The sequence below is a fragment of the Endozoicomonas sp. ALC013 genome, from assembly GCF_049310205.1.
Taxonomy (GTDB): domain Bacteria; phylum Pseudomonadota; class Gammaproteobacteria; order Pseudomonadales; family Endozoicomonadaceae; genus Endozoicomonas.
Genome location: NZ_JBLYNS010000008.1, coordinates 48,297 through 63,128 on the forward strand (window position 1 = coordinate 48,297; position 14,832 = coordinate 63,128).

The 14,832-nt window shown below is 49.4% G+C and carries 12 protein-coding genes; 4 read left to right on the plus strand and 8 right to left on the minus strand.

Annotation, left to right across the window (positions count from 1 at the left end):
- Positions 1 to 9: 9 nt before the first annotated feature.
- The 4 genes from argA to ACO6V1_RS03330 all read right to left on the minus strand — a co-directional run bounded on the left by argA (position 10) and on the right by ACO6V1_RS03330 (position 4,677).
- Entirely contained in the window at positions 10 to 1,386 is a 1,377-nt protein-coding gene (argA, locus tag ACO6V1_RS03315) for an amino-acid N-acetyltransferase (RefSeq protein ID WP_422465807.1), read from the minus strand.
- Positions 1,387 to 1,466: 80 nt separating this feature from the next.
- Entirely contained in the window at positions 1,467 to 2,621 is a 1,155-nt protein-coding gene (gene argE, locus ACO6V1_RS03320) for an acetylornithine deacetylase (protein ID WP_422465809.1), read from the minus strand.
- A gap of 84 nt (positions 2,622 to 2,705) precedes the next feature.
- On the minus strand, positions 2,706 to 3,977 hold the full coding sequence (locus tag ACO6V1_RS03325; protein WP_422449919.1) for an inorganic phosphate transporter: 1,272 nt from the start codon (positions 3,975 to 3,977) through the stop codon (positions 2,706 to 2,708).
- A 19-nt stretch (positions 3,978 to 3,996) separates the two neighbouring features.
- On the minus strand, positions 3,997 to 4,677 hold the full coding sequence (locus tag ACO6V1_RS03330; RefSeq protein ID WP_101746454.1) for a TIGR00153 family protein: 681 nt from the start codon (positions 4,675 to 4,677) through the stop codon (positions 3,997 to 3,999).
- A 169-nt stretch (positions 4,678 to 4,846) separates the two neighbouring features.
- Here ACO6V1_RS03330 and ACO6V1_RS03335 point away from each other — a divergent pair, with 169 nt between their 5' ends.
- From ACO6V1_RS03335 to ACO6V1_RS03345, 3 genes are all read left to right on the plus strand, one after another.
- Positions 4,847 to 5,299 (plus strand): inorganic triphosphatase, encoded by a 453-nt coding sequence (locus ACO6V1_RS03335; RefSeq protein WP_422460644.1) that lies wholly within the window; start codon positions 4,847 to 4,849, stop codon positions 5,297 to 5,299.
- A 31-nt stretch (positions 5,300 to 5,330) separates the two neighbouring features.
- Positions 5,331 to 7,070 carry a GspE/PulE family protein gene (locus ACO6V1_RS03340; RefSeq protein ID WP_422450544.1) on the plus strand — a complete coding sequence of 580 codons (1,740 nt, stop codon included), beginning with the start codon at positions 5,331 to 5,333 and terminating at the stop codon, positions 7,068 to 7,070.
- Between the two features lie 69 nt (positions 7,071 to 7,139).
- Complete coding sequence (locus ACO6V1_RS03345; protein WP_422460646.1) at positions 7,140 to 7,676, plus strand: hypothetical protein; 537 nt, start codon at positions 7,140 to 7,142, stop codon at positions 7,674 to 7,676.
- A gap of 100 nt (positions 7,677 to 7,776) precedes the next feature.
- Here ACO6V1_RS03345 and ACO6V1_RS03350 read toward each other — a convergent pair whose 3' ends face one another.
- The 4 genes from ACO6V1_RS03350 to ACO6V1_RS03365 form a co-directional block, all read right to left on the minus strand.
- A complete protein-coding gene (locus tag ACO6V1_RS03350) occupies positions 7,777 to 9,576 on the minus strand; it encodes a hypothetical protein (protein WP_422460648.1) in 1,800 nt (599 codons plus the stop codon).
- Between the two features lie 110 nt (positions 9,577 to 9,686).
- Positions 9,687 to 10,832, minus strand: coding sequence for a hypothetical protein (locus ACO6V1_RS03355; protein ID WP_422465811.1), 1,146 nt, complete (start codon positions 10,830 to 10,832; stop codon positions 9,687 to 9,689).
- A 176-nt stretch (positions 10,833 to 11,008) separates the two neighbouring features.
- Positions 11,009 to 12,787 carry an acyl-CoA dehydrogenase C-terminal domain-containing protein gene (locus tag ACO6V1_RS03360; protein ID WP_422449914.1) on the minus strand — a complete coding sequence of 593 codons (1,779 nt, stop codon included), beginning with the start codon at positions 12,785 to 12,787 and terminating at the stop codon, positions 11,009 to 11,011.
- A gap of 327 nt (positions 12,788 to 13,114) precedes the next feature.
- Entirely contained in the window at positions 13,115 to 14,047 is a 933-nt protein-coding gene (locus ACO6V1_RS03365; protein WP_422460650.1) for a DUF3943 domain-containing protein, read from the minus strand.
- A 517-nt stretch (positions 14,048 to 14,564) separates the two neighbouring features.
- On the opposite strand from ACO6V1_RS03365, the gene ACO6V1_RS03370 reads away from it, so the two are divergent.
- Positions 14,565 to 14,822, plus strand: coding sequence for a hypothetical protein (locus ACO6V1_RS03370; RefSeq protein ID WP_422449912.1), 258 nt, complete (start codon positions 14,565 to 14,567; stop codon positions 14,820 to 14,822).
- The last annotated feature ends 10 nt before the right edge of the window (positions 14,823 to 14,832 follow it).

The following is a 14,832-nucleotide window of genomic DNA, read 5'->3' on the forward strand; positions in this document are numbered from 1 at the left end:
TATTCTCGATCAGCCTCCTACCTTTTTCATAAGAACCTTTGACTGCCTTTTGGGGTTATATTTTGCTTTAAGCTCTGCCGGCAAATCATCACAGGCAACTTCAGCAAACTCCCGCTCAATAAACCAATGGGTAGTCTGGGTGGTCATGACGTAGATTTCGTTCATGCCCTGTTCTTCTGCCAACGCTTCAATATGGGCGAGCAAACGATCACCGCGCTGTGCACTGCGATATTCAGGATGGACCACAACACAGGCCAGTTCTGCAGCACTGGTACCATTTTCATAGTACGGATGAAGAGCAGCACAGCCGATGATCATGCCGTCCAGCAACACGACACTGAACAGCTTTATTTCCCGTTCCAATTCTTTTCGGGAGCGACGGCGCAATATGCCTTTTTCCTCGAAAGGACGGATCAGTTCAAGAATACCGCCCACATCCTCAATGGTTGCACCACGGACTTCTTCATAGTGATCTCTGGAAATCAGCGTACCGGCCCCATCACGGGTAAACAGCTCCATCAGCAGTGATCCATCATCCTGATAGCTGATAATCTGGGCCCGTTCGACACCATCGGAGCAAGCGGTCACGGCGGAGGACAGTAGTCGCCTGGATTCACCAGTCTGCGACTCAAGTTCTTTAATGGCTTCATGGGGAGAAATTCTATTGATCAGATTCCCCAGGTGATCAAAAATCCCCTGCTGCTCAGCGTAAAGTATCAATTTTTCAGCTTGCAGACTGATGGCAGTGCGGGTAGCCACTTCCTCTGCTTCAATATTGAAAATCTCTCCGGTGGGGGAAAGCCCGAGGCAGGAGAGTAAAACCACATAACCACTGTCTAGCAGATGATCGATGGCCTGGCTGTCTATCTTCCGGACTTCGCCCGTATGCTTAAAATCGATACCATCAAGCACACCCAGGGGTTTGGCGGTCACAAAGTTACCGCTGACTACACGAATCCTGGCACCATGCATGGGCGAGTTCACCAGCCCCACCGAGAGCCTTGATTCAATCAGGGCTCGCATATTTCCTGCGGCATCTTTGACACACTCAAGGCTCTGCCTGTCAGTAACCCGTCGTTCATTATGCACTCTGCCATTGCCAGTCCCGCCCTGATGAATCACTGTTTTAATGCCACGTTCCCGTAAACGCTCATCAATCTGAGGGCGGGCACCGTGTACCAGCACCAGTCGGACACCCAGGCTGCTCATCAGTGCAATGTCACTGATGATGTTACCGAGATTGGGGTGAGCCAGCGTTTCACCACTGAGCATGATCACAAAGGTTTTCCCCCTGTGGGCATGAATATAGGGTGATGATTGACGGAAAAACTTCACGTACTTTTCTGCGCTGTCTGCTGAATGTTCCTTTTTTTTCACGCAAGCCACACTTGTTTATCCATGACACTCTATTAAAGGCCGTCCTGATCACATACTCAGGTTATAAGAACATCGTGCAGTACTTCTCTTCAAGATAAGCAGTACTGTCTGATCAATGACTGCAAAATAGCAATCATGGGCTTTATCCGTTCCTGTGAGAGGTATTCATCTGGCTGGTGTGCCTGATCAATATCACCGGGTCCCAATACCACGGTATCCATACCCAGTCGGCTAAAGAATGGAGCCTCAGTAGCAAAGGCTGCGACTTCTGCCTGATGCCCGGTCAGCTTCTCACAGGCAGCCACCAGATCCGAATTCTCAGGACCGGCAAAAGCTTCAATAGCCGGTGTAATTGCTTCGAGTGAGATCTCAACCTGATCCGCTTCAGCAATTGGCAAAAGCCTCTGACGAATTTGCTGCCGCAGTTGTTCGCTGTCCATCCCCGGCAGCATACGAATATCGAAGTCCAGCTGGCACTGCCCACAAATCCGGTTAGGATTGTCACCGCCATGAATGCAACCCAGGTTCAAGGTAGGGGTAGGAATGGTAAAGCCAGAGTTCTGATAACGCTCGGCCAGTTCGGCGCGAAACTGCATCAAGTCAGTGATCACCTTGTGGGCTGTCTCCATGGCATTACGACCCAGTGCCGGATTACTGGAATGGCCTGATTGCCCGAGAATCTGAATACGCTCCATCATGATGCCTTTGTGCATATGAATAGGTCGCATCCCGGTAGGTTCTCCCACCACAGCATACCGCGCTTTTGGTCGACCAAGTTCCGCCAGGGCACGAGCGCCATTCATTGAGGACTCTTCATCCGCCGTGGCCAGAATGATCAATGGTGCTGTCAATGGCGTGCCCAGATACCCCCGAACGGCCTCCATGACCAGGGCAAAGAAGCCTTTCATATCGCAGACGCCCAATCCATAAAACCGGCCATCTCTTTCTTCCAGGGCAAACGGTGAACTTTTCCACAGCCTGTCATTGTAGGGAACCGTATCCGTATGCCCGGCCAGTACCAGGCCTCCCGGGCCACTGCCAAGAGTTGCAATCAGGTTTGCCTTGTGCGGAGCCCCGGGCAGGGGGTGAATCTCGCACTGAAACCCCAACGCTTCCAACCACGCCGCCAGCTCATTGATAACCGGCAGGTTACTCATATCCAGATCAGGAAGGGTTGAGCTGACAGAAGGTATCTCGATCAATCTTGAAAGTGCATGCTGAAATGTTGGCTGCTGGCTGCTCATAACCCTGATTATCACCGTCTAATGAAGGGAGTCTCTTAAGATGATAAACAGGGCAGGCCTTATTGGAAACTAATTCAAGGTTTGCTAGCCAAAAATCAACTTGAGGCAGTGGAAGAAAATAATCGCCAGAATCGCTCCTGCTGGCAGCGTGACCAGCCAGGACATAAAGATGGTGCTGATAACGCGGAGGTTCAAAGCGCCGATCCCCCTGGCCAGTCCCACGCCAAGAACTGCACCAACCAGCGTATGGGTTGTGGAGATCGGCAAGCCAGTGCCGGAGGCCATCACCACCGTAGAAGCGGCCGCAAGCTCTGCGGCAAAACCCCGGCTGGGTGTCAGCTCGGTGATATGAGAACCTATGGTAGCCATGACCTTATAGCCCCAGGTCGCCAGCCCTGCCACAATACCTACAGCACCCACCAGCAGAACCCAGGGCGGAACGGAAGACTTGCCGACAATTTCACCACCACTGATCACCACACTGACAACCGCTGCCAATGGCCCCACCGCATTGGCCACATCGTTGGAACCATGGGCAAAGGCCATGGAACAGGCGGTAAAAATCATCATAACCCCAAAGACTTTCTCCACACTGGAGAAATGAAACGACATATCCGCCTGAATATCTTCCTTTATTTTTGCCAGCGCCATCTGGCCAATAAACATTATGACCAAGCCGATAATCAGTGAGAGCACAGTGCTTTCGGTATAATCCAGCGGCAAGCCAATATGCTTGAGGCCCTTGATCAGCGTCACCATCGACATCATGAAGCCAACCAGAAACATATAAAGGGGCATATAGCGCTTGGCGTTTCTGAAGGGGTTTTCAGTATCCAGAATCAGCTTCTGCACGCTGACAAAAATCAGGAAGGCGAACAGCCCTGACATCAGGGGAGAAACAACCCAGCTGCCAACAATGGCGGCCACTTTTCCCCAGCTGACGGTGTCGGCAGAGATACCAACAGCCGCAAAACCGACAATGGCCCCAACAATAGAATGGGTAGTGGACACCGGCCAGCCGTAGTGCGTAGCGATCAGTAACCAAGTGCCCGCAGCCAGCAGCGAAGCCAGCATGCCATATACCAGCAGATTGGGGTTCCCAGCCAGCAGGGGTAAGGATGGATCAATAATCCCCTTGCGTATGGTTTCAGTGACCGACCCGCCTGCCAGATAAGCACCGGTGAACTCCAGCAGGATAGCGATACAAATAGCCTGTTTAACCGTCAGGGCTCCGGAACCAACCGACGTCCCCATGGCATTGGCAACATCGTTGGCCCCAACCCCCCAGGCCATAAAAAACCCAAACAGGCAGGCCAGGATAAGGAAAACTGTGCCATATTCAGCGATAATACTCATCAGTCTGCATCCGGTTCAGTTAACGGGCCAGCAACAACTGGAGGTAACTACCAACACGGGAAGCCCGATCCGCAAGATCGCCCACCCACTCGATAATCTGATACAGAAACATGACGTCAACCGGTGGCAGCGTTTGCTCAAGATCAAACAGCATACGGCGTATTTTTACCTGGTCCCTGTCAGTTTCGCTCTCAATGTTGTCCAGCTCTTCAACCATTTTTTCCACCAGATCAACTTCCCGCCCCTGAAAACCCGTTTCCAGAAGCTCGTCCAGCTCATGAATGGCTTTCAATGCCTGTGCAGTTGTGGCAATTGAAAGGCGCACATAGGTAATGAATGCTTCGTGCATGGATTCAGGAATAACCATCTTTCTTCCTAACACAAGGCCTGCGATGTCCTTGGCACGGTTAGCCACTTTATCCTGAACGGTCACGATTTCCAGCAGATCGGTACGGGGAACGGGGAGAAAAAGGCTTTTGGGAAGTGACCGGCGGATACTTCGCTTGATGACATCCGCTTCGTGCTCAAATTTGGTGATTGTCTGCTGAACCTCACACGCCGTCTCCCACTCTTCGGCAAACACTGCCTGAAAGAATGGCTCCAGCTGTAACGCACATTTGTGAACAGTGGTAATGTGCTTTTGAATAGGTCCTATTGGTGAGCGGCCGAAAACACTCGCCAGTATGTTGCTGGTAGGCATTTTTCAAATCCATCCGGTTGAACGCCTGATTATAGAAGGCCGTTTCAATTCCTGCACATATGCGCATCAGCTGGCGCGCGCAGCACAGAGTGCCTTTACCCGTGAACCTATGATTTTTATATAATTTCTCCGTCCGATAGAATTTGACAACCGCATTGTGGATAAGAAAATGAGCCAGGAAACCGAATTAAAGCTGTCTGTGCCTGCCGATCAGATTGAGCCGCTGAAAAGTCACCCATTCTGGCAGGAGCATGCAGTACAGCCATCAGAAACCCTTCACCTTGGGAATACCTACTTTGATACCCGGGACCTGAGACTCAACCAGGCCAGGGTGGCTTTGCGGATTCGTGAAGTTAACGGGCAATATATCCAAACTCTGAAAACCCGGGGAGAAAGCATCAATGGCCTGACCCGTCGGGGCGAATGGGAGTGGCCGCTGCGCACCAATAAACTGGACGGGCAGGTTTTGACGCCTGTCTGGCCCGCCGAGCTCAGTGATATATCGATAGAGCAGCTCAAACCTCTATTTACTGAAACAATAAATCCATTTGTCCCCACGCCGAAAAAAAAGAGAGAATATAAGGCAATTCCAGCTGCAAACGGTATTTCACGTGAACAATAATAAAGCAGATGGCCTGCAACACAGGGAACAAATGCTGGATCTGGCAATGGTTGTGTCTGACCTGGTCAGAAGCAAGCATATCGAGCAGGCAACCGCTGATGATATCCTCAGCCGCCCGCGCACACCGGAACAAGTCCGTCTGCACCCCCTGGAATACCTGGCTGAGCTGGAGCTGGAGGATCTTTGTCATCCGGGTAACAAGCTGGATATTGAGCGCCTGTGTCAGTGGCTCGCCGAACTGGCCGGTCAGGATTACTTCCACATCGATCCTCTCAAGATTGATGCTACGGCCATTACCCCCATCATGTCCCATGCCTTTGCCATGCGACACCAGATCCTTGCGGTTGAGGTGACCAGCACTGAGATAGTGGTGGCCTCTGCCCAGCCATGGCATCGAATCTGGGAAGACAATCTGCGCCATGTGAATCGCCGGGAAATCCGGCGGGTTGTCGCCAATCCAACCGATATCCGACGTTATACCGTCGAGTTCTATCGTCTGGCCCGGTCAGTGATGGGAGCCAGCTCGGAGGCCGGTGTCACTTCTGCCTCGCTCAATAGCTTTGAACAGATGCTGGAGCTGGGCAGCATGAAGGCTCCGGATGCCAACGACCAGCATATCGTCAACATTGTTGACTGGCTGCTCCAATACGCTTTTGAACAAAGAGCCAGCGATATCCACATTGAGCCCCGCCGGGAACAATGCAATCTCCGGTTTCGAATTGATGGTGTACTCCACTCGATTTATCAGATGCCAGTCAAAGTCGCCGCAGCAATGACCAGCCGCCTGAAAATTCTTGGCCGCATGAATGTTGCCGAAAAGCGCAAGCCGCAGGATGGACGATTGAAAACCCGTAACGCCGATGGCTATGAGGTCGAACTGCGCTTGTCCACATTACCTACCGCATTTGGTGAGAAATTGGTGATGCGGATTTTTGACCCGGAAGTGCTGGTCAAATCATTCAGCGATATGGGGTTTTCCAGAGAAGATGAACGGCGCTGGAAAGCCATGTCAGGCCAGCCCAACGGTATCATTCTGGTGACTGGTCCCACGGGCTCTGGTAAAACCACCACGCTTTACTCAACACTGAAGCAGCTGGCCACGGATCAGGTGAATGTCTGTACTATCGAAGACCCTATTGAAATGGTGGAGCCTGCCTTCAACCAGATGCAGGTGCAACACAACATCGACCTGACCTTTGCCTCAGGGCTTCGGGCACTGTTAAGGCAAGATCCTGACATCATTATGGTGGGTGAGATCCGTGATCTTGAAACCGCCGAGATGGCAATTCAGGCCGCTCTGACCGGGCATTTAGTCATTTCTACCCTGCACACCAATGATGCGCCCTCTGCCCTGACCCGTTTGCTTGAGCTTGGTGTCCCCCCTTATCTTATTAAAAACACCGTGCTCGGTGTTATGGCACAACGTCTGGTCAGAACCCTCTGCCCGAATTGCAAAGCGAAAGCACCGCTGGACACCAGTGGCTGGAAAGCCCTGACAAACCCCTGGCCCGCATCGGCACCCTCAGAAGTCTATCAGCCTGTTGGTTGCCTCGATTGCCGTGAAACGGGTTATCGTGGGCGTGCCGGCCTTTATGAGATTTTAACCATGAGCCCTCAGGTTAAAGATATGGTTAATGAAAATCCTGACATTACACTGCTCAGCCAACAATGTATCAAGGAAGGCATGTATAGCCTGAGACAATCAGGTGCACAGAAAGTTGCCGCTGGAATGACCACCATAGAAGAAGTGATGCGGGTCACTCCCGAGTGAGCCCGGCAGCAATGTCAGGAAATGGCTTGCAGGAAAAAAATAACAAATCATAAATTCAGGGCCTTTGATATGAAGAAATACGCCTTTCTTTTACCGCTGTTGATCTTTCCAGCGCTGATCAACGCAAGCAGTAATAAGTCAACAGCTATTTACTCCGATAAGCATGGCCAGAAAATGATCGTCACAGAGGAGTCCGATTCATTTGCCAGACAGATAACGGCAAACACGCCCGGCAAGGGCCGTAAACAGGCACTGGAGAACTATATCAACAGCCTGCTAAAGGCACACGCTGTCTATAGCCAGCACGAAAGCCATGAAAAACCCACGCTGGTCTATCAAATTCAAGCCAATCAGGAAGGAACCATTGTTGCTACCCGCAGTGAACAGGGCAGATACGGAGTACAAATAGGTAACAGAAGCTTACCGGTATACGGCATTCATTATGATCTTGAATCCGATTGCTCATGGCAGGAGCAGCTTTGCTGGGTACTTTATCCTTCTTCCCATCAGCAAAAAGAACGATGGTTGGAAATTGCTTATGCTCCCCATGTCATTGGAGAGTTAACTGAGGGTGTTAGCTTGCTGATACGGAATCTTCAGAAGTAATCATTGAGCCTGTAAATAAATTCTGCAGTATCCATTGTTCAATCTCTGCTGACCAACAAAGTCCTTCGCGAGATTCGGGGTAGTTTGTGAAATATCCGGGTTAAGGAGCAACAAGCTTCATGGGTTGGTAATATCGGAAGTCCAGGGCTCTATCCCGATAGGTATACAATTCTTTCATCAGCTCCCTGCCACACAAAATTTGTAGCCCCATCGCCATACTGTCGTAGGGCACTCCGGATTCAGTGACCGCAGCCACGTGGCAAGTATGGCATATTTGGCCACCCTTCCAGAGTTGGATGGACACCTTGCTGAAATAACCATTTTGCCGGATATCAATTTTGTCCGGTTGCTTTTGCCTGATTTGGTTCATCACCTGCTCTAACGTTCTGCGTGCGTTTGCTCTGTTGCCAGTAGTATCGAAAAAATGCAAATTGGCAGTCTTGGCTCCCCCTTTTGATAGATCAACCATAAACCTGATTGCCTTTTTGGCATGAGGATTTGCGAACGCTCGCTGCCCGAGCAGCATTTCAGCAATTATGTGCCAGTCAGAATAGCTTTTATCGTAATTTGAGTGATAGAACTCGCCTGAAGCTTCCAGAGCAACAACGTGCAAAAATTTTTCCAGTTCCTTGTTGCGGTCCTCTTTGGTTAACCCTTTTTCAGTTTCACCCGGCGCTTCGTCAGACTCTACGGCCCGGCAATCGTCTTCGTCATTATCACCGCTGGCAGCTGCCACTGGCGTGTTGGCAGATTGCCCATTGTCAGAGCCATCCATTTTGGCAAGTAATGAGACAAACTCTTGCGAACAGTAGCCGAGGGACTGACCGGAATATCTTAATAAAGTGACAAACCCCTCCAGCTCTTCCAAACCCCATTTCTGTGGTGGTAATGGCGAAATCAGGTGATGATAGGCAGCCATAAATTCGGAAGCAAAGCGAAGATCAAGGACGGCCTCAAAAAGCATGTGATGCCAATAATTTTCAGCATCCGACCCCGGGCTTATTGCCATTGTGTCCATCATTGCTGAATCGATCATTTCCAGGGCTTCCAGGTGCAACCTGCAGTCTGCCACTGACATTCTTACCGATCGATCAACCATTACTGAGAGTCTTTCCAGATAATTCTGCGTGACAGCAAGCTTGTGTTTTCCCTGACGTTCAACAATCATCCTGGCAATGCGGGCAAACTCTTCCAGCTCTGACCGCACGGCAGCACTCTGATTTCTCACCTGGTGTTCGGAGCTGCCATTTTTGCGGAGCTGGTCAGTCAGGTATTTTTTAAAACCTTGATCCAACTCACTGGACACAATGGTTGCACCAACATTATGCAACAACTCCTGCATTGGCGGTGTGAATTGAGGAAAAAGCTGTTTGATTTTGCCAGTAAGCTGTTCATAAAAGCGATCAGCTCCGCCGCTGCTGCGGATGGTAAAACAGGTTTTCAGTTGTTTCACCAGCTCTGTTTTTTGTTGTTCAACATAAGATGAAAAGCTGGAGGCTATCCTTTTTTTCAGGTCATCCATGGTTTTCATTTCTTCAGTGAAGAAATCGCATTCATTGATAAGTTTATATAATTCGCCTATTTCCTTGAGAGACTCTTCAGTTGGGGGGCCATCTAATAATGGTTTGATCTTTTCCAGGTAGATGAAAAACTCGGGAGAGGCTTTCTTCCCCGTTTCCACACAACCTCTGATACCATCTCTGACAATGGCGAGGTTATACTCTGATACGCTTCGCTGTAATGGTTCAGTGCCGGGTGGCGCATAACTGGCTGGTAAACCGGGAGAATCAGCATGGACCCTGACATCACGCCCCGCTCTGACCCCGGATGTTTCAGCACGCTCAGACGATTCTGTTCTTTGATCGCCTCTACGCGCAGCAGCACTGCCATGCAAATACACAGGATTATCCTCACTATTTATGTTCCAGGAGGCTTAGTCCAAGAATACCGTTAGATAACATAGACGGGAATAAGTTCAATCAGCCCGAATGACTCTGTTGATCAAATAGCCTAATTAGCACATAAGCCTTTCCAAAGGCCATTAATGGGATCGTAGCCGCAGTCATTTCCCTGAATGTCTTTCTTTAATATTTCAAATTTAACGATGGGATCAAAATCAAGTGCCTTAACGTAATCGTAATGTTCATCTAAATTGGTAAACCAACGCAGTTGTCCTCGCTCCGGATACTTGCTTCCTCTTCCCTGGGCAAAATACCATTGCTGAGGACCAGCACCGGGCAGACAGTGTTCCAATGTCAGTTTTCCCGCTGACCAGCTTAAGCAGAACTGCTCCCCGGCCTGTTTGTTAAACAGTTTTTTAGACACCAGGTCATAGCGCCAGACCTGATGACTGATGGATTGACAGGCAGTTACCTGAACCTTTGCCCCACCAAAACAGTCGTACTGCCCAACACTGTCCATATGACATTGTGTAACCGCAAGACAATGATTATTGCTGAAATCACCAAGCCGCAACTCTTCAGTCAGCTTTGTTGGCTTTGCCTGCCATGGCCAGTGGCCTGACCAGTGCCAGGACTGAACTTCCTGTTGTTTCAGTGCCTCTTCACCAACTTCAAATCCTGCACACTCAACCCTGCCGGTAAAAGGACTCAGATAGCATTGATCATCTCCCGTTTCAGAGTCGCTAAAGTGGAACGAGACCGGTGAAATATCCGTATCACTTTGCAAGAGTGCTACAAACGCAAGAGGGTCAAAATAATCAGCCCGGCTGTAAAGATGGTCCTGTTGATTAAAAAACCATAGCTGTTGCAAACTTGCTGGTTGGCAAACATCCATGGCCAGATGTTTCGACAACCGGGTCAAACATAGATCAGCACTTCGTTCCAATGAGTGAATTCGTTTCTTTTGGAAGTCAAACTTCCACCTCTGCTCCGGTTTTTTTTCATCACAGACCCCGAACGTTATCCTGTTGCTATTCACACAGTCATCCGTCAGCCGGATTTCTTCAGAGCTGCAACCTTCCTGCTCGTCCATTACCACCAGACACTGGCCTGTATCTTTTTGTTTTAACAGAAAGTTACTGGCATAAATCGGAGGTTTAACATCATCCATTCCATAGGCATTATTGCCGGGGGTCATGATCAATAGATAGACACATATCGGGTATAAAGACCTGTAGGCTGAGCTGAGAGTCATGTGTATCCCCAAAATTTATTTCAAAAAGATTACGCGAACCATTAATAACCCATACAACAGAACATCTGGATTTCTCTATTTTTATTGGCCGTAATCCTGAAAAATAAAGACCAAAAAACCAGAAAACCCCGCAAAGCGAGGTTTTCTGGTTTCAACTGGAATGATTTTGCTTGCTATTAGAATTGACCAGGAGATAAGGCAAATAGTTCCTCAGTTCCCGCAAGAGCGGCGGCCGCTGAACTTTCAAAGCGAGGCAGTAAACGCTTGAAATAATACCGGGCAGTCAGCTGCTTGGCTTCCAGCCAGGATTGGTCTTCACTGCCTTCAGCAAGCTGGCTCGCTGCTGTTTTCGCCATTAATGACCACATCCAGCCATAGGCAACGTAGGCAAAAGCATTCAGGTAATCAACACAGGCAGAATTAATGACATTGGGGTCATTTTTCGACTGCGCCAGAAGTTTGCGCGTCAGCTCCTCAAGCTTATCAACCGCAGCCAGCAGCTCTTCAGCAAATTCATCATTAGCGTCCACTGAGCCCCGAACTTCACTCAGGAATGTTTCCAGGTAGGCTCCACCGCTCAGGGCAATTTTACGTCCGAGCAGATCCAGCGCCTGAATACCGTTGGTTCCTTCGTAAATCTGGGTGATGCGCACATCCCTGACCAGTTGTTCCTGGCCCCACTCACGAATAAAGCCATGACCACCAAACACCTGCTGACCGGCAACACAGCTTTCCAGCCCTGCATCGGTTAAAAAGGCTTTCACAACGGGAGTTAACAACGCCACCAGGGCAGAAGCCTTCTCTTTTTCATGGTCATCCTGACTGAACTTGGCAATATCCAGTTGTTTGGCCACATAGGTGGAGAAAGCCCGGCCGCCTTCATTCATGGCTTTCATATTCAATAGCATTCGCCGGATATCCCCATGGACCATTAATGGGTCCGCCGCTTTATCTTTTTGCACAGCGCCACTGGCGGAACGTCCCTGGATGCGATCCTGAGCATATTCGAGTGCGTTCTGGTAGGACATCTCACTGCTGCCAAGCCCCTGAATCCCCACAAACAGGCGCTCGTAGTTCATCATGGTGAACATGGCATTCAGGCCTTTATTCAGTTCTCCCACCAGATAGCCTTTGGCCCCATCAAAATTCATGACACAGGTGGCGGAGCCGTTAATGCCCATCTTGTGCTCAATGGAACCACAGGCAAGGGCATTTCTTTCACCCAGAGATCCGTCCTCATTCACCAATACCTTAGGTACCAGAAACAATGAGATGCCTTTAGGCCCGGGAGGTGCATCGGGAAGCTTGGCCAGCACCAGGTGGATAATATTCTCAGTAAGATCATGCTCCCCGCCGGTAATAAAGATTTTGGTACCGGTGATGGCGTAGCTGCCATCGCCATTGTCTTCCGCTTTGGTGCGGATGATACCAAGATCGGTGCCCGCATGGGGTTCCGTCAGACACATGGTGCCCGCCCACTCACCGGAATACATTTGCGGCAGGTACGCTTCTTTTAACGCATCGGAGGCGTGGGCATCAATGGCCAGACAGGCCCCGGCCCCCAGGCTCGGGTAGAGAGTGAATGCCAGGCTGGCACTGCAGACCATTTCATCAAACTGGGCAGCCAGTACCTTGGGCATACCCATACCACCATAAACGGGATTACCACCCAGCCCGCTCCAACCGCCTTCAGCGAACAGTTTATAGGCTTCTTTATAACCTTCCGGTGTGGTCACCTGACCGCTGTCCCATTGACACCCTTCTTCATCTCCCGGGCGGTTCAAAGGGGCAATGGTGCGAGAAGCCAGTTTGGCGGCTTCTTCCAGAATCGCATCTGCAGTTTCCTGATCCACCGTTTCACTGACAGCAGGCCACTGAGCCCACTGCTCAGCTACGTTGAATACGTCGTACATTACGAACCGCATGTCGCGAAGGGGGGCTTTGTACTCGGCCATTACTCTCCACTCCTGGAATTTTTTTCTTACTATTGGAATACAGCCATTATGCCTTTGAGTTATACGCAAAAGGACACAAAGTGGCTCATAGCTGTTTTACCGGCAACCTGTCAGGTTTAAGCGTCCATAATGGTATTGGTAATAAAAATGTCTGCATCTGAAGAGCATAGCGGGGTTACTTGACGAAGAAGCGGGAGTCCCATTTATCGCAACCACACCAGGACAGCTTTCAGTCACACAGGCTGTTGAGTTCCGTGACGCCATGTTACCTGAAGAGTCCCTGTTTTTCAGCAAAAGACTGTGCTTCTTTGTGTTTCGCTGTCGTATTTAGAAATTAAAGAAAACCTCCACGCCGATGTAGCGATGATCAACGTCGAGTGACGTTTTCCGGTAAGGGGAAAAACTGGCAGCCGGGGGCATAACGCTCAATCGAATGGACAAGTTTTGTATTGTCCCCTCACCACTGTCACCACCGACCCACTCACTGAATTTGCCAACCGGGTCCAGCAGAAATAGTGCGGTAGAACCTAACACCTTGGAGCCCATCACCTCACTGTCATTGTCCAGAATTTTCTGTTTTTTCTGATAAGCCCATTCCCCGTAGAGCCACCCGCCGAGAGGAGTCACAATGATATCTTGAATGGATGGCGGCTCACACATCGCTTCAATGCCGTATTCATACAGGAAGGTGGACATCAAAAATGAATAAACAAACGAGTTCCACTGGTTATAGCCCGATGACCGGGCCATAACGTAGTACACACCTCCAAAATAAGGATGCCCGATATAATTGATGTACCATTTATCGGTGTCCCATACAGGCCCTGACTTGACATTGCTCCACCACTTTTTGATGGGCCTGATTTCCGATTTATCCCAGTTGGAAACACTTTCTGGTAACAGAGCGATCACTCCCAAAACCCCCAGCGCCAAACCAAACGTCACTTTGGTTTGGTACCAAAGTCTGGCCTGATTCTCTGCCGGTTTTTTATCAAATAGCGTGATGTCCCAACTCTGGTCTTTATCTTTTAAAAACCAGCGCCAGTCGTCAGAAGGCAATGGCGATTGCTGCACAAATGATGGTGGATGTTGGCTCAAGACTTCTGCCTGGCGGGTCAGATCATGATGCACAGCAGCCAGTGAAGGCCCTTGAGCAGGGTTGAAATCATCTGAGAAAACAGGCGGCAATAATCCCGATAACATAAAAAAGAAGGCAAGAAGAATTAACAGGCTTTTTATCGTTTGGGTATTCTTCTTCATGATGCGACATCAATACAGCGTGATTGCTGAATTCAGCTCCAAGGTCTTATAAGTAGTTAACCAAATGAAATCATATATTTCTGACTAAGTTGTCAGTCACTCTGCGGCGTCGCAACTCCGGTCACATAGCTACGGCTATGCTCCCTACGTTGCGCCTTGCATAGCAACTGCCCACTTAGCCAGAAATATACGATTCCATTTGGCCAACTACTTAAAAGCAAATCAAATTTTATAGACCATATTTTTATAGCTGGCAAAACAGTCAATGCGGCTAAAGACTGAGTTCAAGTGCACCAAAAGAGTGAAACAAGCAAGAAAAATCCTTTTTCAGTGAGATCTTCATGAACATCCATCATAAATAAGTGCCAATTGCCGATAAAGTAAGCTAACTTAATTTAACCGTCTTCTTTTTGTTTGATCATTTTATCGGATCAAACAGTGTTGATTCGATTGTTCGGTTCCGGAAGATAAGCTGTCCTGCAGTTCCGATATTGTTGACCAGATACTCAGGCATCTTATGCGATATCTTCTCGTCTTGATCACTGCAATCCTGCAGATTTTTTTTTCCACCCTGTTTAATCAGTTAGCCAGCAAATTGCTTAGACCTCGTGGTCGAATCATCTCCAGAAAAGAGCGCATCAAGCGCAGCTGGGTCAGAACGATCTGGTTGGTAGCAGGCACTCTCATGCTATTTAATCCGGCACTCCCGGTGATTATGATTATTGCCTTACCCACTACTTTTCTGAGCTTTATGATTCTTGATGAAATGCGGTAATAAACTGCAA

Bases quoted from the DNA above. Each gene is read 5' to 3' on its own strand.
- argE (WP_422465809.1), bottom strand. From the start codon at position 2,621: ATGAGCAGCCAGCAGCCAACATTTCAGCATGCACTTTCAAGATTGATC.
- ACO6V1_RS03325 (WP_422449919.1), bottom strand. From the start codon at position 3,977: ATGAGTATTATCGCTGAATATGGCACAGTTTTCCTTATCCTGGCCTGC.
- ACO6V1_RS03330 (WP_101746454.1), bottom strand. From the start codon at position 4,677: ATGCCTACCAGCAACATACTGGCGAGTGTTTTCGGCCGCTCACCAATA.
- ACO6V1_RS03335 (WP_422460644.1), top strand. From the start codon at position 4,847: ATGAGCCAGGAAACCGAATTAAAGCTGTCTGTGCCTGCCGATCAGATT.
- ACO6V1_RS03340 (WP_422450544.1), top strand. From the start codon at position 5,331: ATGCTGGATCTGGCAATGGTTGTGTCTGACCTGGTCAGAAGCAAGCAT.
- ACO6V1_RS03345 (WP_422460646.1), top strand. From the start codon at position 7,140: ATGAAGAAATACGCCTTTCTTTTACCGCTGTTGATCTTTCCAGCGCTG.
- ACO6V1_RS03355 (WP_422465811.1), bottom strand. From the start codon at position 10,832: ATGACTCTCAGCTCAGCCTACAGGTCTTTATACCCGATATGTGTCTAT.
- ACO6V1_RS03360 (WP_422449914.1), bottom strand. From the start codon at position 12,787: ATGGCCGAGTACAAAGCCCCCCTTCGCGACATGCGGTTCGTAATGTAC.
- ACO6V1_RS03365 (WP_422460650.1), bottom strand. From the start codon at position 14,047: ATGAAGAAGAATACCCAAACGATAAAAAGCCTGTTAATTCTTCTTGCC.
- ACO6V1_RS03370 (WP_422449912.1), top strand. From the start codon at position 14,565: ATGCGATATCTTCTCGTCTTGATCACTGCAATCCTGCAGATTTTTTTT.